Raw genomic sequence first — 19555 nt, 5'->3', positions numbered from 1 at the left:
GCTTTACTGTGCAATGCGTGATGTTGAATAACTGATGATTGATATATGATGCGAGACGCTGGATATGTGAAATGAGATGCTTTGCCGCACAATGCGTGATGCTAGATATGTAATATGAACGATGTGATGCGCGAGCATACGTGATCAGTTTAAAGTTAATCGAAGAAACATTATAATGAGTGATGGGACAAACATGATATTAATCATTAATCTATTATGAGGTGAGAATTTGCAAGTTCTGTTTACCGTAATATGGATCACTGGCTTATTGGCTTTCTTTGTATTTCTTATATCTATGATCTTATCCATGAGAAAACATAACAAGGTAACCATCAAGCATATTATCCTAACGACACTCTGTTTCGCGATGGCTTCCATAGGTATGTATGGTATGTTAGCTTTATCCTCGAACACTACACAGCCTGGTTCAGATCAGGCAACACAACAGAATGCCGATGCTATTTCGGATCAAAGTAACAACGATGCCTCCACTCCAACCGATTCTACTGGATTTCAGATGACTGCTGGTGATTTCAGAAATAAGTTCAATGCTGCTGTAGGTAAATACCGATTGAACGGGCTCGCAATTACTCGACTGACCATGAATGAGTCATCAACGGATCAGGCAACTTCCACTTTTGAGTATGCATTCAATGATGAATTACGCATGATCGGAATAGTCAATGCAGATGAACAAATACAGGAAATTAAGCTATATGGAACTGGCAATGTCAATGAACCGACTCGTGGCGTCCTGCTGACTGCCATCGCTACGCTCATTCTAACCACGCACAGTGAGTACACCTATAACGATGCGCAAGACGTTATTCAGGATATCGGATTGTTAGAGCGTGATGTGAATCAGAGTGAGTTTGATGAAACAACAGTACGAGATGGGTTCCAATATCGCTTCCAGGTTCAAAATGATGGGACCTCTGTTTTTGAAATAACAACGGTGGAGTAAGTCTCACCGTGCAAGAAGCCGTCCCATTATGCAAGCATACCCACGCAATCCATAGTTGTGACCACTCCAAACTGTTACACCTCCCCAAAGCGAGAGTTACTCAAAGGTTATACTCTCGCTTTGATTATTCCAACTTATTTTGAATTCAAGAGGATCTTTCGTGTCTTCCGTATTCGTAATCGTTCCCGACATCTTAAATGGTTTCTTTTGTTCTGAGAGTGAACTGCCCTGTTGATTTATATTCGTGCCGGTAAGGTCAAATACAAAATCTCTTATATACGTTTCATCACCGATATAAGTAATACTATAAATCCCTGTTGATCTTTGCAGAGCTACATCCCAGTGATCACTCTTCCCGTGTAGAATATTATCCGCACCACAAGCTGATAACACAGATACTAGTAATATACTACAAGTCATGCACGCCATTTTGATTCGTTTCATATGATCCCTCCTTTTAGGTATATACCCAAAATATGAGATACCATATTCGTCCATTTACCTCTGAAGGACAGCATTCACGATGCTCTGAGCATCGTATTTAACCCAGCCTAAGCAATACGTAATATCGTTTGTTACATCTTATAATTAAAAAACTCCCTTGCGGGAGTCCATAATTGTTACTTATCCAGTGTAAGTGCTACTTAGCATCTCTTAATCCTATATCAAGTGTCTTGGATGGCTAATTACCTGGTGTATCTCTCTATGTCATCATTCACAGATTCATGCATTCTTCTATGATGATCCTCGTGCTGACGAACGTCGTTCTTTAGCTTGGCTAGAAATCCCCATCCCGTGAATGCCATAAACAGCACCCCAATTAGAGCAAATCCAAAGCTATATAGATTCATATAAAAATTAATAAAAATTGCAGCGAGCATTAAACCTAATATCCACAATACCCATTTCGTACTTTTCCTCAACGAACTTCCTCCTTAATTCCTATAATTCTCATTTATGTATCATTGTACATACGAAGAATAGTCTGTTAGGTTTCAATTTCTTATAAATGATACAAAATCTAACTTCCTATAACCTTATTAAATGAAAAAAGGCTCCCTCTCGGGAGCCTTCATTCGTTAGGGCATGATAAGGTTTTTTACACCTTTATTACATCATGCCGCCCATTCCACCCATGCCGCCCATGTCAGGCATTCCAGCACCAGCACCTGCAGGTTCTGGTTTGTCAGCGATAACGGCTTCAGTCGTCAAGAACATTGCAGCTACGGAAGCAGCGTTTTGCAATGCATAACGCGTTACTTTCGCAGGGTCAACGATACCTGCTTCGATCATGTTAACCCATTCGCCAGTCGCAGCGTTGAAGCCTACGCCTGTTTGTTCTTTTTTCAGACGTTCCACGATTACGGAACCTTCTTCGCCAGCGTTAGCAGCGATTGTGCGGATTGGTGCTTCCAGAGCTTTCAGGACGATGTTCACACCTGTTTGCTCGTCACCGGACAATGCTACACCAGCAACAGCATGATATACGTTCAGAAGCGCAGTACCACCACCGGATACGATACCTTCTTCAACCGCAGCGCGAGTTGCGTTCAGGGCATCTTCGATGCGGAGTTTGCGTTCTTTCAATTCTGTTTCAGTTGCCGCACCGACTTTGATTACTGCTACGCCGCCGGACAATTTAGCCAGACGCTCTTGCAGTTTTTCTTTGTCGAACTCGGAAGTTGTTTCTTCCAGTTGCGTACGGATTTGGCTTACACGTGCATCGATATCGGCTTTGTTACCAGCACCGTCAACGATAATTGTGTTTTCTTTTGTTACACGGATTTGACGAGCTGTACCCAGTTGTTCCACAACAGCGGATTTCAGATCCAGACCCAGTTCTTCCGTGATCAATTGGCCACCAGTGAGGGCAGCGATATCTTGCAGCATAGCTTTACGACGGTCACCGAATCCTGGAGCTTTAACAGCTACAGCATTGAATGTACCACGCAATTTATTCACAACCAACATCGCCAATGCTTCGCCTTCGATATCTTCAGCGATCAATACGAGTGGTTTACCTTGTTGAACAATTTTCTCAAGCAATGGCAAGATGTCTTGCGTGCTGGAGATTTTTTTGTCTGTGATCAAGATGTACGGATTGTCCAAAACAGCTTCCATTTTGTCCGTATCTGTGATCATGTAAGGAGAAATATATCCACGGTCGAATTGCATACCTTCAACCACTTCAAGCTCTGTTGCGAATCCTTTGGATTCTTCTACAGTGATAACGCCGTCTTTACCTACTTTTTCCATAGCTTCAGCGATCAATTCGCCTACTTCTTCGTCAGCAGCAGAGATTGCTGCAACTTGTGCGATGGATTGTTTCGTTTCGATCGGTTTGGAGATGGATTGCAATTCAGCAACCGCAGCTTTAACCGCTTTGTCGATCCCTTTACGGATACCGATTGGGCTAGCGCCTGCAGTTACGTTTTTCAGACCTTCTGTGATCAGCGCTTGAGCCAATACAGTTGCTGTAGTTGTACCGTCACCGGCAACATCGTTTGTTTTGGTTGCTACTTCTTTAACCAGTTGTGCACCCATGTTCTCGAATGCATCTTCCAGTTCGATTTCTTTAGCGATGGTTACACCGTCATTCGTGATGAGCGGGCTTCCGAATTTTTTCTCAAGTACAACGTTACGGCCTTTAGGACCGAGTGTTACTTTTACTGCATTAGCCAATGCATCTACACCACGAAGCATAGAGCGACGAGCGTCTTCACTGAATTTAATGTCTTTAGCCATGTTAAGAAAACCTCCCTAGTATATTGTGTAAAATGGTACTGCTATATGGTTCGGTTAACCGATAAAATTTGAATTAGTCGAGAATCGCGTGAATGTCGCTCTCTTTCATAATCAAATATTCTTTACCTTCGAATTTGATTTCTGTACCGGCATATTTGGAGAAGATTACGCGGTCTCCTTCTTTCACTTCCAGAGCTACACGTACGCCGTCTTTCAACACTCCAGCGCCAACAGCAATTACTTTACCCTCTTGCGGCTTCTCTTTAGCAGAGTCCGGAAGTACGATCCCGAAAGAAGTAGTTTGCTCTTGCTCCAATGGTTCTACCAATACGCGTTCACCTAAAGGTCTGATCATGAAAAATAGCCTCCTTTTGAAATTATATAACGTTACATTGTAGGTTGTAGCTATGTATTAGCACTCGACCGTGCCCAGTGCTAACAACCAACTTTATGATACTCAACTTGAAGCATGATTTCAAGTCCTTTTCACGAATTCATGTGATAATTTACGTTCTCTTTACAACGAGCCCTCAGAATTACACAAGAATCCTGGTCTTCTATCCCGCACTGTTCAGACGCAAGACAATAACAAGCCTCAACCCATTGGGGTGCTCAGCCCTCTTCCATTGTATCCATTGCTCGGCAAAATATGCCTGCTTGTCCTTTAGATCAATGAACGACTCAATAGAACATTGAATACTTCATGTATGATAACCCTAATAACTCTATTGAGTCCTCGTTGCTCTCGAAATCTAACTGTTCATGCTATTATCGTCACTCGCCCGGGTATAGCGAGACTCTTCTGCCTCATCAGCAGCTAGCTGCTTGCGATATACGAAGGCCGATAGAAAAACACTGAACTCATACAATAAAAGCAAAGGAATCATCACCAGGAGATCCGAGATAAAATCCGGTGGTGTAACCACTACGGCGATGAAGATCAAGACGAAATAAGCCACTCTTCTCATTTTGCGAAGACGGGTCGGATTCAGAATCCGTATTGCTGTCAGGAACATGATAAGCAGAGGAAGCTCGAACAACAAAGATACAGGCAGCACAATACCGAACAGAAAACTGAAATATTGCTTCATGCCATATGTCTCGACAAGTCCCATTTTCTCCGTAATCGAAGTTGTAAACGCAAGCGCCATCGGGAAGACGACATAGTAGGCAAAGGACAGACCGATCAGGAACAAAAGAAACACATACGGCACATATTTCAATGCCGCCTTCCGTTCAATCGGTCGTAGCCCCGGACTTACAAATTTCCAGATCTGAAACACCGTAAATGGCAATGTAACAACCAGCGAAAACAGTCCCGCAATCTTCATGTAGATGCCAATACCATCCCAGAAAGAGAAGGCATGCAGCACAAAACCTTTAACCGACTCGGCTTTCGTTAAGTACTCATACACGGGATCTGCTACAAAAAAGCCTACAATTAGACCTAAAACAAAAACGCTCAGCACATAAATCAGCCGCTTGCGCAGCTCGCTCAAATGTTCCACAATAGTCATTTCTTCTGTCTGCTGCGTCATGCTTGCCCCCCATTATTGCCAGCTTAAAATACAAAACCCTTCCGGCAGGAAGGGAATTCTCATTCATGGCCGTCATTACTCCGGCAAGCGTTTGTCTTCAGGCTTATCTACAGGTGCACTTTCCGATGCCAGTGGTTTGGCCTTCTCCTGCTCCTTGCGCTTGGACGCGTCATCATCCGAGATAATCTCGCGTGCACCGTCCTTGAATTCACGAAAAGTACGGCCAACTGCACGTCCTAGTTCAGGAAGCTTGTTTGGACCAAACAACAACAGCGCCACAACAACTAATAAAATAAAACCTGTTGGACCTATAGCACTTCCCATGGATACTCCTCCTTCTGCAAGGCTCAGAAATTCTGTTTACAAGAATCCAATGATTAGATTAAGAACGACAACAATATTGATTTATGCCCATCATACCACAGATGTAACCACTTACATAACCCATAATATTCATAAATTATTCAATATTTATGAATGGATTACCTATGGAGATTCGCACTCATCTATTGCTTAAACTGTCCTGTAACCATGAGTAGTGCCTCTGGAAGCTGATCCATAATCGCTGCCAAATGCTCGTGTACCCCCTTAGGCGTACCAGGCAAATTGACGATCAGTGTACGTCCACGAATACCACACAAGCCGCGGAACAGCATAGCAGAACGATTTTTGCTCATGACACTGTAACGCATTGCTTCAGCCATACCCGGAACTTCTCTCTCAATTACCCGTCTTGTCGCCTCAGGGGTAATATCGCGAATCGCAAGTTCCGTACCTCCTGTGGTCAGTACAAGGTCTGCATGAAAATAATCTGTCATCTCAATTAGTGCCGCGATAATCTCATCGGGTTCATCAGGAACGATGCGGTACTCTACGATCTCCCCACCCAGTTCTTCTTCTACAAGCTCCCGGATGACTTGTGCACTCGTATCCTCACGTTCCCCGCGGGCCCCTTTGTCGCTGGCTGTCAGGATTGCTGTTCTCCACACCATAAAGATCACCCTTCTCCTTTATGAAAATAAATGTCCGTTAAAGAGGTAGTTCAAAAAGTCCGCTTTTGATCACGAGGGATGCCTGAAGGCATCTCAGCATCGAATATGGAATTCAGCCGAAATGTCCGTTGCTCACGTAGCTCAATCTACGCTCCGCTACTCCATTTCTATCTTCATCCCATCTTCTTGGTACTGAAAACCACCCTTTTTGAACACGCACTTAAAGATTAAAATCCCCATTTTTGCCACCACTTTTGGATTGCAGCATCGTTGGACCGATAATCATATCTTTTTGCAAAGCTTTACACATGTCATAGATCGTTAGCGCCGCAGCAGAGGCTGCCGTTAGTGCCTCCATCTCGACGCCAGTCTTTCCTTCCGTTTTTACCGTTGCTTCAATCTGTATCTCATCCACACCGTTGTCGTGAAAACGGATATCCACACCTGTCAGTGCAAGGGGATGACACATTGGAATCCAGTCCGATGTTTTCTTAGCCCCTTGAATACCGGCGATCTGAGCAACAGCCAGCACGTCGCCTTTGCCGATGCGTCCTTCACGGATGGCTTCAAGCGTAGCTGGATCCATCGTTACTTTGGACACCGCCACTGCTTTACGAACGGTAGCCTCCTTGCCCGAAATATCAACCATTCGAGCCCGTCCCTGTTCATTAAAATGGGTAAACTCCCCTCCGGAAGTTTGTCCGTTGTGTACATCTGAACTCAATACCATCACAACCCTTTATTGATATGTAGTACACCTTCGGTCGTCATCAACAGATCCAGTCGCAGATCGAGCGGTTCCATCGGAATCTCGTCCTGCAATTGCCCTGGTAACACAAGTGCTGCCAACTGTGGTCTTTGACCTGCTTGGGAACATTGGACTGCCAGCGTCTCGGCAAAACGGTCATAATAACCGCCGCCATAACCAATCCGGCCGCCCTGAAAGTCAAATCCCAAACCAGGCACAATAACAAGATCGATATCAGGCCAATCCTCCGGCTGTACTACTTCACAGGATTCCTTAGGTTCGGGTATGCCCCATACACCTGGCTGAATATCCTGTTGTCCGCTCACCCTCCTCAGTTCCATCCGAGGGGGATTCGCCAGCACTTTGGGGGCAAGCATCACATCCCCATGCTTCCAGCCATCTTCAAACAAAAACGCAGTCGTTGCCTCGCTGCGATAGGACAAATAGCTAAAAATCGTTAACTGTGGCTTATCCAGCCTCAATCGATGTAGCTCCTGCTTCACCACAAGGCTTATCTCACTCATCGCATGAAGGCGAAGCGATTCATCCAGCAGATCCCGACTTTGCTTCAGCCGAGAACGAAGCTCGCTCTTGTGTTCCATCCGATCCTGCATGGTTTTGAATAACCTCCTGTTGATGTGGAAGGTGAAAAAAAACGCATTAAAGAATACAATTTATATGTTATGACGTGATGTCATCTCGTTGAAATGGTTATCATGAATCATTTTCTGCAAAATACTCATGAATTAACATGCCTTCTTTCAGTTTATCATTGATTGTCCAAAAAGACTACACGGCCCCCCGCTCTCAAGCGGTGCATTTGATCTGTATTTCATGTAAACTGGACTATAGAGGTTGTTCAAAAAGTTCATCCCATCTTCTCGGTACTAGCAACCGTACTTTTTGAACGCGCACTTATTGTTATCAAATCACGTACTGGACCGATGGAGGAACTTCATTTTATGTTATTACAAGTATCCGGAATTATTAAACGTTATGGTGTCGATCCAATTTTGGACGGCGTAAACTTACAAATATTAGAACGTGAACGAATTGGTCTCGTCGGTGTAAACGGCGCAGGCAAATCAACGTTGCTCAAAATTATTGCGGGTGAGATGTCCTATGATGGCGGACAAATTTTCAAATCAAAAGAGACAACGCTGGGTTATTTAGCTCAGAATAGTGGACTACAGTCCGATCGCACCATCTGGGAAGAGATGATGAACGTCTTCGCCCATCTAACCCAAGCTGAGGCTGAATTAAGACAGATGGAGCAGGATATCGCCGACCCTGCCTTCATGGAAGACGAGAAAAAATATGCAGAGCTGCTAGAGCGTTATGCGAAGCGTTCCGATTGGTTTAAGGATCATGGCGGCTATGAGATGGAAACTCGTATTCGAAGCGTGCTGCACGGGATGGGGTTTGGCGAATTTGCCGCAGACACACCGATTGCTACGCTCAGTGGCGGGCAAAAAACACGACTTGCTCTTGCTCGTATTCTGTTACAAGCCCCTGATCTTCTCATGCTGGATGAGCCGACGAACTATCTCGACATCCCTACCTTAACTTGGCTGGAAGATTACCTGCGAGGGTATTCAGGCGCGTTGCTGGTCGTATCTCATGACCGTTACTTCCTTGACCGACTTGTTACAACCATCGTCGAAATCGAACGGCACCGTTCTAGGAAATATACAGGTAACTACAGTCGATATATGGAGCTCAAAGCGGCTGAGTATGAAACACAGATGAAGCAATATGAGAAACAGCAAGATGAAATATCCAAGATGGAAGAATTCGTGCAGAAAAACATCGTTCGTGCTTCAACAACCAAGCGCGCACAGAGTCGCCGTAAGGCGCTGGACAAAATGGAACGTCTCGACAAACCGATGGGCGATCTGAAGAAGGCTCACTTTTCTTTTGAAACAGCCGTCATGTCGGGGAAGGAAGTTCTTCGAGTGGATCAATTGTCCGTTGCATATGAAGAGGGTTCGCCTCTATTCCGCAATGTATCCTTCGATCTGCGACGGGGAGAGACCGTTGCCCTCATTGGGCCTAACGGGATTGGGAAGTCCACCATGCTCAAATGCCTTACAGGAAGCTTACGCCCGGCAGCAGGTGATATTCAGTGGGGAACGAAGGTGCAGATTGGGTATTATGATCAGGAACAAACAGGACTAACCCCTAGCAATACCGTGTTGGAGGAACTATGGGGTGCTTATCCTGGCATGGAGGAAGCCCGCATTCGTACGGTTCTGGGCAACTTCTTGTTCAGCGGTGACGATGTGCTCAAAAAAATCTCCTCGCTCAGCGGCGGGGAAAAGGCGCGTGTCTCCCTTTCTAAGCTCATGCTTAAGGAAGCCAATATGCTGATTCTGGACGAGCCTACGAACCATCTGGATCTATTCGCCAAAGAGGTACTCGAAGCGGCTCTCATGGACTACGAAGGCACATTGCTATTTATCTCTCATGACCGTTATTTCCTCAATAAAATGGCAGAGCGAATTGTTGAATTGCATCCAGGTGGAACGGAGCATTATCTCGGCAATTACGATGATTATGTTGAGAAAAAACAGGAGCTGGAAGATATCGCACGCGAAGCTGCTGAAGCCAAGGCAGCCTCTGCTAAACTCTCGGCTAAAGCGAGCACTGCTCCTTCATCAGCGGAGAAATCAGGCGCAGCATCCTTTGAAGCGGATAAACAAGCGAAGCGCGAAGAACGCAATCGACAACGCAGACAAGAAACGCTAGAGTTGAAAATTGCAGAGCTGGAAGATGAGATTACAGGGCTGGAGGCACAGATGGCTCTGCCTGAAATTTATCAGGATTACTTGAAGCTACAGGAGCTGCAAGCCAAATCAGAGGAGCTTAAGCAGCAAGTTGCGACAGCTTATGAAGAATGGGAAGCTCTTGCTTTGGAATAGAGATCGATACTTCCGATGAAGCATTCTAATGAAGCATTGCATTGATATATTACCTACGATGCGTGCAATATCCACATATTAAAAGGGGATCTCCCAAAGTCACGAATATGACGAGGGACATCCCTTTTTAGCGTTATTTTGAGCTAATGACCCTGATACACGCTATTCTCTCCTATTTTTCCCAAATCTGATATCTAACGAATCATAGAGGCGTTATTTCATCGATTCAGTCCATTATTTAGGTTGCGACACCATTATATGAAGGAATAGCGTTACTGAGGTTCATTAAATCTTGCATAGTAAGATAATCCGCTTATTAAGATGCGGTAGGTTCGTTAGCACTTGGAGCGCAGAGAGATTTCTTAAGACAGCCCCATTTTTGTTGATTATGATCGAGTGGGTAGCCATATTCTGATCATTTCACATTTGTCAAATTCACTCGAATTTTGAAAAATATTTTTTATAGAACCAATGACGCATTTATCCACAATTAAGCAAGACACCAAGCAGTCCATCAGGCTTAATTAAACGGCGGTAGAATCGCATTTTCAACAAAAACCCATATTTATCCACCGACTTATACACATTATCCACAACTTTGTGGATATACACCTTAGATTCTATCCCCTAAAACCTTATCGTTTCGAAAACGAGTCTGGTTTGGCTCCAGCCTAGTTACCCACAATTTATCCTGAATATGTGGATAACTATAATCACATCTTGACAAATTGAAGTGGTGACTTGATATTTTGTAGCATCAATTCGACAAACTAATCAACACACCGTTCCCGTTGAATCGGAGCCCCTTTTTATACGTGAGCGATCTCTCCACTTTCGGATGATTCTGCTTTTAGTCCGGCAGCATTACATGCAGCCACATACGCAAGTCCAGCAGCCATCACGATATCACTGTGTATAGCGGTTCCTCTGAATTCCCGACCAGCACGCTCAACCGTAACTGCTGCCTCGGCATTCGCTTCTTCTCCTCCGCTCAAGGCATGAATCTCCATATCCACAAATGTGATATCGTCAGAGATGCTCTGACCTATAGCATGAATCGCCGCCTCTACAGGCCCACTTCCTACTGCGGAATAGGATTGCTCCACTCCACCTGCACGCATGCGTACAGCAGCCATACGATCTGTCATGCTACCTGCCGTAACTTGCAATTCGACCAGCTCATAATCTTGAGCAGGAATATTCATGGTCTGACTGACCATCTGAAGCAGCTGGTCATCACTAACTACTTTTTGCTGATCAGCCGTTTCTTTGAATACATTGTAGAGTTGTTCCATTTGCTGTTCATCCGGCTCAAACCCGTATTTACGAACCCGATCCTTCAAGGCATGGCGCCCAGAGTGTTTACCCAGAATAATCATGCTACGTGGAATACCGAGTGCTTCTGGATCCATAATCTCGTATGTGTTCCGATTCTTCAACAGCCCATCCTGATGGATACCGGATTCGTGCTGGAAGGCATTACGTCCTACGACTGGCTTGTTATAGGCAATCGGGAAGTGCATCGCTCGGCTGATCTGACGGGATGTCTCGTACAGTTGCTCTAATTTGATATTCGTTGTTGCTTCAAGCACATCACCCCGCGTCTCCAGTGCCATAACCAGTTCTTCCAATGCTGCATTACCTGTCCGCTCGCCTACGCCGTTAATGGTTACTTCAATCTGAGAAGCCCCATTCGCAATGGCGGCCAAGCTATTCGCCACCGCAAGACCCAGATCATTATGACAATGGGCACTATAACGAACTTGGTCGCCACCTCTAGCGCCTTCGCGTACACGACGGAACATCTCCCCGTATTCATGTGGCAGTGCGTAACCAACCGTATCTGGCAAATTAATGATCGAGGCTCCAGCCTCAATAACGACTTCAATCATTTCAATCAGGTCATCCATTTTGGTGCGAGCCGCATCCATTGCCGTGAATTCTACGATATCGCTGAACTGCCTTGCATATGACACCATCTCACGAGCAGTAGCTACAACTTCACTGCGCGGACGACGCAGTTGATGTTCGATATGAATATCTGACGAAGAAATAAACAGGTGAATTCTGCGCCGTGCAGCATCAGCCGTTGCACGCACTGCTGCATCAATATCACCTTTTACAGCACGGGCAAATCCACAAATCTCTACGTTCTGCAATTGTCTAGATATCGCCTGAACCGCCGCGAACTCCCCTGGGCTGGAGATCGGGAATCCAGGCTCAATGACGTCAATACCAAGAGAAGCTAGTTGATGTGCCAGCTCAATTTTTTGTTCGGGCTGTAAGCTCGCTCCTGGCGCTTGCTCCCCATCACGCAGTGTTGTATCAAAAATCTCAATGTGCCGTTTGTTATTCGTTGTCATATATCATCAGCCTCCATCAATAGGTTATGTCATGCCATTGGCTCTAGCGTGTACGTCGACTTACACACCAGATGTAGTAATTTTCATAAGCGCTTCTCATTTCTATGCCCACCCTGCTGCCGGCAGCAAATACAAATAACCCGCCATCTCCATTAAGAGACGGCGGGTTATTCTCCCCTCCGCGGTACCACTCTTGCTTGATGGTTACGGCCTAAGCCGAATCACCATCCACCTCGTTGTCTCCGTTTATGATCTGGCGGACAGGCAGTACAGCCGCAACATGACCAAACGGAGAAACACCCCATAACGGAGGTTAGCCGTCGCTGTGTAACATGGACTTAGATCATCTACTACCGTCAAGGAAGTATCGTGATAATCAGATCGTCTTTCCATGCCTCCATAGCTCTGTTCCCGGGCGAGATTCTAAGGAATTATGCCACTGCGTCGCACCAACCCGCAGCTCTCTGTGCGCCTCATCCTTGTACTGCTCCCGTTCATTACATTTATCTGATATAGGATAAAATAAAATCAAAAAAGCCTGCCACCTCATGCATATATGCAAGAGACGACAGGCTGTTCACCTTCGCGGTACCACTCTTGTTGACTTCTCCGATTCACTCGCGTAACTCCTATATGTCTATGCACACAATAGAATCACCCGAAGCCGTCAGAAGCCCCCTCAGTTATTGCCAATCATCCACCGTCATTCGATCCGGCGATTCAAGACAACGGCCCATTCACGGAGGCAACCCGTAACCATGTACTTTCGACCTTAATCGGTCTTCGGCTCTCTAAGAGAGTAACCGTGTTCCATCGTTCCGCTTCCAGGTGAGTTTCAGGTTTTCCGTCGACTGCGTTGCACCAACCCGCAGCTCTCTACAACCGGGAAATTCCTTACTGTTCCTGTTCATCGCGTTTTCTATTATTGTTCAGAAGAACACATTGTTTAAATTTGTAACTAATATACATTCTTCACATCCGAATGTCAACTGTTACATTTAACATTTCGGCCGAAACCCATATCGGGCGCTGAGATGCCTCAGGGCATTCTTCATAATCAAAAGCGGACTTTTTGAACAACCTCTATACGGATTGCACAGACCATTCCTCCAGCGATAACCCTGGATCGGCTTTGGCATCGAATTCGGAAATTTCTCCACGTTGCCATTTCAGGTAAGCTGCAGCTCCAATCATGGCAGCATTGTCTGTACAATACACCATTGGTGGGATTAACAATTCAAGCCCTTCCCGTTCACAACGCTCCTGCAAAGCCGTGCGCAGTCCGCGGTTTGCCGCAACACCACCACACAACAACAGTTGTTGTGAACCATATTGCCGGACGGCACGGACGGCTTTTTCAACTAGCACTTCAACGACAGCCTCTTGGAACCCTCTCGCCACAGCAGAAGCTTCCAAGGTTTCTCCGCGCATTTTGGCCTGATTCAGCACATTGAGTACAGCAGATTTCAATCCGCTGAGACTGAAGTCATATGAATCAGCTTCCAGCCACACTCTTGGTAAGGGTACAACCTGCTCTGCTTCTGATGCCATCCGGTCCACATGTGGCCCCCCAGGATAAGGACAACCCAAGGCCCGCGCCACTTTATCATATGCCTCACCTACAGCATCATCCCGTGTGCGGCCAATCAGTTTGAACTTACCTTCGGATTCCATATGCACAAGCTCCGTATGTCCACCCGATACCACAAGCGCCATCGCAGGATATTTCAGTTCTTGTGTAAGACGATTCGCATAGATATGTCCTGCAATATGATGAGTCCCAATTAGCGGTTTACCCAGCGCCATTGCCAGCGTCTTGGCTGCAACGATACCGACAAGCAGAGCACCCACGAGTCCAGGGCCTTGCGTTACGGCGATGGCACTTAAATCTCTTGGACGAATACCCGATTCTTCAATGGCCTGTTCAAGCATTAATGTGATGACTTCCACATGTTTGCGTGAAGCTACTTCAGGCACAACGCCACCAAATGCCTTATGTGTCTCAATCTGACTGGAGATTAAGTTGGACAGCACTTCCCGTCCATCCTTGACCACTGCTACAGACGTTTCATCACAGCTCGTCTCCACCGCCAAAATGTAGCATGGAGCCTCTTGTGTTTGTTGGTTCTCACTCAGTTCCTTCATGAATCCGTTACGCTTCCTTCCTCTGTGCCGTCTCGGCCTGTAGAAGGCAAATTCGCCCACATAATCATCGCATCCTCCATGTTGTCGGAGTAATAGCCTTTGCGAATACCTGCCGATTCAAACCCTTTTTTCTCATACAAACGCTGAGCAACTAAGTTCGAAACCCTTACTTCTAGCGTCATCCGTTCCATGCCCAAATAGGCTGCCGTTCTCATCAGTTCATCCAGCAATCTCTCGCCAAGCTTGCGGCCGCGATAGGCCTGTCTTACCGCGATATTCGTGATATGCGCCTCATCCATAATCGTCCACATCCCCGCGTAGCCGATCGCCGTACCGTCTATTTCCATAACCATATATTTAGCAAAATGATTGTTCATTAATTCATTTCGGAATGCCTCTTCCGTCCAGGGCAGCGTAAAAGCTTCATGCTCAATCACCATCACATCGGGAATATCCGATAGTGTCATGAGCTTGAATTGGAGCGCCTCACCCTGGTCGTTTTCTATCACATTATCCATCCGCTCGCCGTACCCCCTTCACCCTTTTCGCAGTAAATTGGCTTCCGCCTCAGCCAGTTGGGTGTAGTTCGGCACCAGCGCATGAACATCATCGCGCTGACCTGCAAGCAGCGCGGCGGCGCCAAGGCGCCCGACCCAACGGCCTTCCAGCTCATATGGAATGAGCTGCAGTGCCGTATCTGCTGGGCAGCGCAGCGCAGCCGCAGCCTCAACTGGCCCCGCATCGCCGACAAGCCAGACGGCAGCGGGCCGCTCTTCCGGCGCCGCCTCCGCGATGCGGGCGGCGAGGGCTTCCAGCCATCCGTCCATCTTACGGATGGCATCAGGCTCAAGCCGCCGGGGCGCATTGCTCCCGGCGGAGGCGAACAGCGCGGTATACGCTTGACCGCGCCGTGCATCCACGAGCGGAACGATCCAGTGGACCGGGGCAGCCGACTGGCTGCCCTCGTCCGCGGATGGCGTTCCGCCAGCCCCTGCTGCGGCAGGTTCCTCTGCCGCAGCTTCGGCCTTGGCGGCGAGGCCATGATGCCAGCCGCCCCAGGCCATTGCCTGAAGGCTGGACACCCCGGCAACGGGGATGTCCCATGCCCAGGCAAGTGTTTTGGCCGCCGTCACCGCAATGCGGATGCCTGTGTATGATCCAGGGCCAATGCCAACGGCAATGCCGTCTAATTGCCCAGGCTGTGTTCCACTCGCAGCCAAGAGCTGCTCCATTACGGGCACAACATGCACGGAATGATTACGCTCTGCCCGTTCATTTCGTTCCTCGAGCAGCGTGTGATCCTCCATCACTGAGGCAGCCATCACCGCTGTAGACGTATCCAACGCCAAAAACCGCTGACGCGGCTTTTTTTGTAAATCTTCCATCATCTTATTAGACTCCATTCTGTCTGAACTGCCGGCATATGGCGGAATACTTCTCACCGTATCCATCCAGCGTAATCTTACGATCTTCCGGACCGGTCGTTTCGATCTGTATATGCAGATGCTCTTCGGGGAGTAGCTCTGGGATAATGCTTGACCATTCCACCAGACTGACTCCGGTTCCATAGAAGTATTCATCTAGCCCAAGCTCATCCGCTTCTTCCAATGAAATACGGTATACATCCATATGATATAAAGGCAATCGTCCCTCATATTCCTTGATCAATGTAAACGTAGGGCTGTTAACTACACCTCGCACACCCAAATGCCAGGCGAACTTTTGTGAAAATGCCGTTTTGCCCGCGCCCAGATCACCATCCAGTGCAATCACCATACCAGCCATTGCCTGTCCAGCAAGTGCAGACGCAAGCGCTTCTGTATCTGAAATGCCATGGGAATCATACACCCACTGCTCATGCTCTTGATTCAATTTACGCCCCACCTTTGACGGCTCTGCCGCCTGAGTTCACTTTGAAGACTATTATATCGGTCACCTTCTTCCCCCGCAACACTTGCAAAAGGAATGACGCTTGATATCCCCACTAAAATAGCGAAAAAACCGGCACCTCATGGCACCGGCCTCATCTCAAATCTCTATATCTGCAAATCTGCGGCTGACCAACCTTGTCATAGAGCACGTTCAGATAATCAGGACATGAATATGATCGGGGGAGCCGTGATACCAACCTCAGCTTGTCCTCTCGACGATCATGACCTATACCTGCACAATAAAACCGCTTCTATTTCTACGGCTCCTTCATGCACTGAACGTTAACGAGGCTTAGTTGCTACTCCTCCAGTCGATCCACACGAACAGTTTGCGTATTACCAGGGCGACTTCCTACCTGAACTGTAGCCATCCCATTGGCTTCGTCCACACTTTCAATCCAAACCGGATCCCCTTCGAGCGTAACAGCAATTGTATCCTCAGAATCATATATCGCTTTGGCACGCTTAACATCCATCATCTTATTCGTACTCCCCTTCCGGATCATCGTGTGATTCACGAACCATGGTATCGGTTGTGCTGTCCCCAATATAACCATTATCATCGGTTACCTGACCTCCACCCAGCCCCTCATTGACCATGCGATCAATATCGAGCATGAACGATTCTCGGTCAAGCGGTAACTCCTCTGAGGTCACGGCCTCCCAATTGACAGATGTCGCAGGCGTGTGGAAATCCTCGGAGCCTTCCGACGCTGCAAGAGGATAAGGTGAAAATGTGTGAGCATGAGCTTCCCCTTCATCACGTCCATTCTTCATGAGACACCTCCTAGGTTAGATAGTTACAATTGCTCATCCTATGACGAAGACCACTCTCCAGCTCGCCTGCTCTATAGATTGATCTCAAGGATGTTTCTGTTATCATCCCCCACTCTTGCTGAAGCATACTCAGCACATCATCCATGGGATGAAGCGGTTAGCCGTTCACAGAAATGCCCATACTGATTCTTATAAATGATTAACGGAAAGGAGCCGATATCCATGCATACCGTCTGGAAAGGCGCTATTAGTTTTGGACTTGTACATGTGCCTGTCAAAATGTTCTCGGCTACCGAAGACAAAGACATCTCCATGCGTTACATCCACAAAGTCTGTGGTAGCCCGCTTGCTTATGTTCGCAAATGTCCTTCTTGTGAGGTTGAAGTACAGTGGGAAGAGATTACCAAGGGGTACGAATATGAGAAGGGCAAGTTCGTCCTTTTTGAGAAGGAGGAATTGGAAGCTCTCAACGATTCCACCAGCAAAACCATTACGATCCTCGATTTCGTAGATCTAACTGAAATTGACCCGATCTATTTTCAAAAGACATATTATCTGTCCCCCGATCAGGCGGGAGGGAACGCTTATCAGCTATTAATGAACGCCATGCGAGATACAGGCAAAATCGGGATAGCCAAAATTTCGATTCGATCCAAAAGCAGCTTAGCCGCTATTCGTGTGCTTGAGGACTGTCTCTCCATGGAGACGATATTCTATCCTGATGAGATCCGTCCCGTCTCACAAGTTCCTAATCTGCCCGAGGTACAGCAAGTCAATGAGAAGGAGCTGACCATGGCGAAGCTTCTAATTGACCAACTGTCTACCCCGTTTGAGCCTGGCAAATATACCGACGATTACCGAGGCAAATTGCTGGATCTGATCAATCACAAGGTTGCGGGTGAAGAGATCAAAATCGCTCCTGCCAAACCGGAGGCTAATGTAATGGATCTGATGGCTGCCTTGCAGGCGAGTATCGAGGCTGTTAAACCTATCCCTACTGATCCTGGTAAATCTACCGCCAAGCCGAAGAAACGCGCACCGAAAAAAACGGCCATTCAAGCTGTCGCTGGAGGAGAAAACGACACCCCTGCTGCGCCTGCGAAAAAGAGAAAAACGACTCCGAAGACATAGCTCATGTCTTCTCAATCAGAACTCATTAAATCCGGCGCTACAGCCGGATTTATGTTTTATATGAGATGAAATCACACGGATTAATCGATATTAATCATTTGACGAAAGTCGATTTATATTTTATATTAACTTATGAAAAGTAACTTATTTGCGATTTTAAAGTCATCTTGATCTTAATTGCATATAAGTCCAAATATCCATTGCAATCTTATATCCCATTCAATCCATTTAATCCTAATTATGAACCCATAATAACTATGAATTCTTACAACCCCTTAGTGGCTAGGCACAAAAATCATATTTTATTTCAGGAGGTAACGACATGACTCAACCTTATCAAATTCCTGCTACTACCCATCTGGGTGAAGTTAGTCTGAGAATCAGCAATCTGGAGCGCTCCATTGAATTTTATACGCAAGTGGTAGGTTTGAAACTGCTGGAACGGAGGGATTCTGTTGCCACGTTTACCGTAGATGGACAGCACTCGCTCTTACGTCTTGAGGAAATTCCTAACGCAGTGACTATGCCTGAACGTTCCTCGGCTGGTTTGTATCATTTTGCTATCCTATTGCCTGATCGTAAGTCCCTCGGGTTAGCTCTGCGCAACCTCGCTGCATCCGGTATTGAGATTGGACAAGGGGATCACCTTGTTAGTGAAGCACTGTACATCTCTGATCCAGACCTTAATGGTATTGAAATCTATGCCGATCGCCCTCGCGATACATGGCAACGTGACGCAGATAACAACTACATCATGGGAACCGATCCCGTTGATGTTCAAGGTCTGTTTGACCTATCTGCGAATGAAACTTGGGAAGGTCTTCCGGTAGGTACTGTCATTGGTCATGTACATTTCCATGTACGTAGTTTGGAAGAATCCCGCCGCTTCTATCATGGTGTACTTGGTTTCGATATCGTCGGCAATTTTGCCAACATGTCAGCACTGTTCATCTCTGCAGGCGGATACCATCATCATATCGGACTTAATATTTGGGCAGGCTCAGGAGCACCTGTGAATCCTAGCCATGCTACAGGCATTGAATACTTTACGATTGTATACTCCAGCCAAGAGGAACGTAACCAAGCTGTAGAACAGTTACGTGAAGCCGGAGCGACATTAACACAACAAAACGATGTCTACTTTACAGTCGATCCACAGCAGATTCACATTCGTCTGACAGTAGAGAATTAATTTTCTCATTATGCTTTACTAACACTACACATTCTACAAATCCCGAACATACGGCACCCTCCCATGCCATGGAGGATCTGCCTGTTGTTCGGGATTTTTTTATTGATG

20 protein-coding genes and 2 other annotated features are annotated in these 19555 nt (G+C 46.6%); of the genes, 4 read left to right on the top strand and 16 right to left on the bottom strand.

Going from position 1 to position 19555, the window contains the following annotated elements:
* Positions 1–307: 307 nt before the first annotated feature.
* Positions 308–964 (top strand): hypothetical protein, encoded by a 657-nt coding sequence (locus ASD24_RS08480; protein WP_235540458.1) that lies wholly within the window; start codon positions 308–310, stop codon positions 962–964.
* A 96-nt stretch (positions 965–1060) separates the two neighbouring features.
* On the opposite strand, the gene ASD24_RS08475 is transcribed toward ASD24_RS08480, so the two are convergent.
* The 9 genes from ASD24_RS08475 to ASD24_RS08435 all read right to left on the bottom strand — a co-directional run bounded on the left by ASD24_RS08475 (position 1061) and on the right by ASD24_RS08435 (position 7601).
* A complete protein-coding gene (locus ASD24_RS08475) occupies positions 1061–1408 on the bottom strand; it encodes a hypothetical protein (protein ID WP_056694377.1) in 348 nt (115 codons plus the stop codon).
* 242 nt (positions 1409–1650) lie between these two features.
* The gene (locus tag ASD24_RS08470; protein ID WP_056694375.1) at positions 1651–1887 is read right to left on the bottom strand and encodes a hypothetical protein; all 237 of its coding nucleotides are present in this window, start codon (positions 1885–1887) and stop codon (positions 1651–1653) included.
* Between the two features lie 187 nt (positions 1888–2074).
* Complete coding sequence (gene groL / locus ASD24_RS08465) at positions 2075–3709, bottom strand: chaperonin GroEL (RefSeq protein WP_056694373.1); 1635 nt, start codon at positions 3707–3709, stop codon at positions 2075–2077.
* A 73-nt stretch (positions 3710–3782) separates the two neighbouring features.
* The gene (gene groES / locus ASD24_RS08460) at positions 3783–4064 is read right to left on the bottom strand and encodes a co-chaperone GroES (protein WP_056694371.1); all 282 of its coding nucleotides are present in this window, start codon (positions 4062–4064) and stop codon (positions 3783–3785) included.
* 397 nt (positions 4065–4461) lie between these two features.
* Complete coding sequence (tatC, locus tag ASD24_RS08455; RefSeq protein ID WP_056694369.1) at positions 4462–5247, bottom strand: twin-arginine translocase subunit TatC; 786 nt, start codon at positions 5245–5247, stop codon at positions 4462–4464.
* Positions 5248–5322: 75 nt separating this feature from the next.
* Complete coding sequence (locus tag ASD24_RS08450; RefSeq protein ID WP_056694367.1) at positions 5323–5571, bottom strand: twin-arginine translocase TatA/TatE family subunit; 249 nt, start codon at positions 5569–5571, stop codon at positions 5323–5325.
* 182 nt (positions 5572–5753) lie between these two features.
* Positions 5754–6239 (bottom strand): MogA/MoaB family molybdenum cofactor biosynthesis protein, encoded by a 486-nt coding sequence (locus ASD24_RS08445; RefSeq protein ID WP_056694365.1) that lies wholly within the window; start codon positions 6237–6239, stop codon positions 5754–5756.
* Between the two features lie 220 nt (positions 6240–6459).
* The gene (gene moaC, locus ASD24_RS08440; RefSeq protein ID WP_056694362.1) at positions 6460–6969 is read right to left on the bottom strand and encodes a cyclic pyranopterin monophosphate synthase MoaC; all 510 of its coding nucleotides are present in this window, start codon (positions 6967–6969) and stop codon (positions 6460–6462) included.
* A complete protein-coding gene (locus ASD24_RS08435) occupies positions 6969–7601 on the bottom strand; it encodes a 5-formyltetrahydrofolate cyclo-ligase (RefSeq protein WP_056694360.1) in 633 nt (210 codons plus the stop codon). The genes moaC and ASD24_RS08435 overlap by 1 nt, the downstream gene beginning before the upstream one ends.
* Positions 7602–7949: 348 nt before the next feature.
* Here ASD24_RS08435 and ASD24_RS08430 point away from each other — a divergent pair, with 348 nt between their 5' ends.
* Positions 7950–9908: an ABC-F family ATP-binding cassette domain-containing protein gene (locus tag ASD24_RS08430; protein ID WP_056694358.1), complete on the top strand. Its 1959-nt coding sequence runs from the start codon at positions 7950–7952 to the stop codon at positions 9906–9908.
* Positions 9909–10717: 809 nt separating this feature from the next.
* Here ASD24_RS08430 and ASD24_RS08425 read toward each other — a convergent pair.
* From ASD24_RS08425 to ASD24_RS08395, 7 genes are all read right to left on the bottom strand, one after another.
* Positions 10718–12271, bottom strand: coding sequence for a 2-isopropylmalate synthase (locus ASD24_RS08425; RefSeq protein WP_056694355.1), 1554 nt, complete (start codon positions 12269–12271; stop codon positions 10718–10720).
* A gap of 152 nt (positions 12272–12423) precedes the next feature.
* Positions 12424–12778 (bottom strand) — a binding site (T-box leader).
* 51 nt (positions 12779–12829) lie between these two features.
* Positions 12830–13191 (bottom strand) — a binding site (T-box leader).
* Between the two features lie 163 nt (positions 13192–13354).
* Positions 13355–14416, bottom strand: a complete 1062-nt coding sequence (gene tsaD, locus ASD24_RS08420) for a tRNA (adenosine(37)-N6)-threonylcarbamoyltransferase complex transferase subunit TsaD (RefSeq protein ID WP_056694353.1) — start codon at positions 14414–14416, stop codon at positions 13355–13357.
* Entirely contained in the window at positions 14413–14934 is a 522-nt protein-coding gene (rimI, locus tag ASD24_RS08415) for a ribosomal protein S18-alanine N-acetyltransferase (protein ID WP_056694351.1), read from the bottom strand. Before rimI ends, tsaD begins: the two co-directional genes overlap by 4 nt.
* Before the next feature lie 18 nt (positions 14935–14952).
* Complete coding sequence (gene tsaB / locus ASD24_RS08410) at positions 14953–15801, bottom strand: tRNA (adenosine(37)-N6)-threonylcarbamoyltransferase complex dimerization subunit type 1 TsaB (protein ID WP_056694431.1); 849 nt, start codon at positions 15799–15801, stop codon at positions 14953–14955.
* A 7-nt stretch (positions 15802–15808) separates the two neighbouring features.
* Entirely contained in the window at positions 15809–16288 is a 480-nt protein-coding gene (gene tsaE, locus ASD24_RS08405; protein ID WP_056694349.1) for a tRNA (adenosine(37)-N6)-threonylcarbamoyltransferase complex ATPase subunit type 1 TsaE, read from the bottom strand.
* A gap of 358 nt (positions 16289–16646) precedes the next feature.
* On the bottom strand, positions 16647–16823 hold the full coding sequence (locus ASD24_RS08400; protein ID WP_056694429.1) for an H-type small acid-soluble spore protein: 177 nt from the start codon (positions 16821–16823) through the stop codon (positions 16647–16649).
* A 4-nt stretch (positions 16824–16827) separates the two neighbouring features.
* Positions 16828–17124 (bottom strand): hypothetical protein, encoded by a 297-nt coding sequence (locus tag ASD24_RS08395; protein ID WP_056694347.1) that lies wholly within the window; start codon positions 17122–17124, stop codon positions 16828–16830.
* 222 nt (positions 17125–17346) lie between these two features.
* Here ASD24_RS08395 and ku point away from each other — a divergent pair, with 222 nt between their 5' ends.
* Positions 17347–18255: a non-homologous end joining protein Ku gene (gene ku / locus ASD24_RS08390; RefSeq protein ID WP_056694343.1), complete on the top strand. Its 909-nt coding sequence runs from the start codon at positions 17347–17349 to the stop codon at positions 18253–18255.
* 322 nt (positions 18256–18577) lie between these two features.
* Positions 18578–19447, top strand: coding sequence for a VOC family protein (locus ASD24_RS08385; protein WP_056694341.1), 870 nt, complete (start codon positions 18578–18580; stop codon positions 19445–19447).
* The last annotated feature ends 108 nt before the right edge of the window (positions 19448–19555 follow it).

The sequence above is a fragment of the Paenibacillus sp. Root52 genome, from assembly GCF_001426865.1.
GTDB lineage: Bacteria > Bacillota > Bacilli > Paenibacillales > Paenibacillaceae > Paenibacillus.
Note: the sequence above shows the minus strand (reverse complement) of the source record. Positions and strands in the feature narration are given on the sequence as shown.

Excerpts from the sequence above, each read along its gene's own strand:
- ASD24_RS08445 (WP_056694365.1), bottom strand. The coding sequence starts at position 6,239 with ATGGTGTGGAGAACAGCAATCCTGACAGCCAGCGACAAAGGGGCCCGC.
- tsaB (WP_056694431.1), bottom strand. The coding sequence starts at position 15,801 with ATGGAAGATTTACAAAAAAAGCCGCGTCAGCGGTTTTTGGCGTTGGAT.
- tsaD (WP_056694353.1), bottom strand. The coding sequence starts at position 14,416 with ATGAAGGAACTGAGTGAGAACCAACAAACACAAGAGGCTCCATGCTAC.
- groES (WP_056694371.1), bottom strand. The coding sequence starts at position 4,064 with ATGATCAGACCTTTAGGTGAACGCGTATTGGTAGAACCATTGGAGCAA.
- ASD24_RS08400 (WP_056694429.1), bottom strand. The coding sequence starts at position 16,823 with ATGGATGTTAAGCGTGCCAAAGCGATATATGATTCTGAGGATACAATT.
- ASD24_RS08385 (WP_056694341.1), top strand. The coding sequence starts at position 18,578 with ATGACTCAACCTTATCAAATTCCTGCTACTACCCATCTGGGTGAAGTT.
- ku (WP_056694343.1), top strand. The coding sequence starts at position 17,347 with ATGCATACCGTCTGGAAAGGCGCTATTAGTTTTGGACTTGTACATGTG.
- moaC (WP_056694362.1), bottom strand. The coding sequence starts at position 6,969 with ATGGTATTGAGTTCAGATGTACACAACGGACAAACTTCCGGAGGGGAG.
- ASD24_RS08430 (WP_056694358.1), top strand. The coding sequence starts at position 7,950 with ATGTTATTACAAGTATCCGGAATTATTAAACGTTATGGTGTCGATCCA.
- ASD24_RS08425 (WP_056694355.1), bottom strand. The coding sequence starts at position 12,271 with ATGACAACGAATAACAAACGGCACATTGAGATTTTTGATACAACACTG.
- ASD24_RS08395 (WP_056694347.1), bottom strand. The coding sequence starts at position 17,124 with ATGAAGAATGGACGTGATGAAGGGGAAGCTCATGCTCACACATTTTCA.
- ASD24_RS08480 (WP_235540458.1), top strand. The coding sequence starts at position 308 with ATGAGAAAACATAACAAGGTAACCATCAAGCATATTATCCTAACGACA.
- tatC (WP_056694369.1), bottom strand. The coding sequence starts at position 5,247 with ATGACGCAGCAGACAGAAGAAATGACTATTGTGGAACATTTGAGCGAG.
- ASD24_RS08450 (WP_056694367.1), bottom strand. The coding sequence starts at position 5,571 with ATGGGAAGTGCTATAGGTCCAACAGGTTTTATTTTATTAGTTGTTGTG.
- groL (WP_056694373.1), bottom strand. The coding sequence starts at position 3,709 with ATGGCTAAAGACATTAAATTCAGTGAAGACGCTCGTCGCTCTATGCTT.
- ASD24_RS08435 (WP_056694360.1), bottom strand. The coding sequence starts at position 7,601 with ATGCAGGATCGGATGGAACACAAGAGCGAGCTTCGTTCTCGGCTGAAG.
- ASD24_RS08475 (WP_056694377.1), bottom strand. The coding sequence starts at position 1,408 with ATGAAACGAATCAAAATGGCGTGCATGACTTGTAGTATATTACTAGTA.
- rimI (WP_056694351.1), bottom strand. The coding sequence starts at position 14,934 with ATGGATAATGTGATAGAAAACGACCAGGGTGAGGCGCTCCAATTCAAG.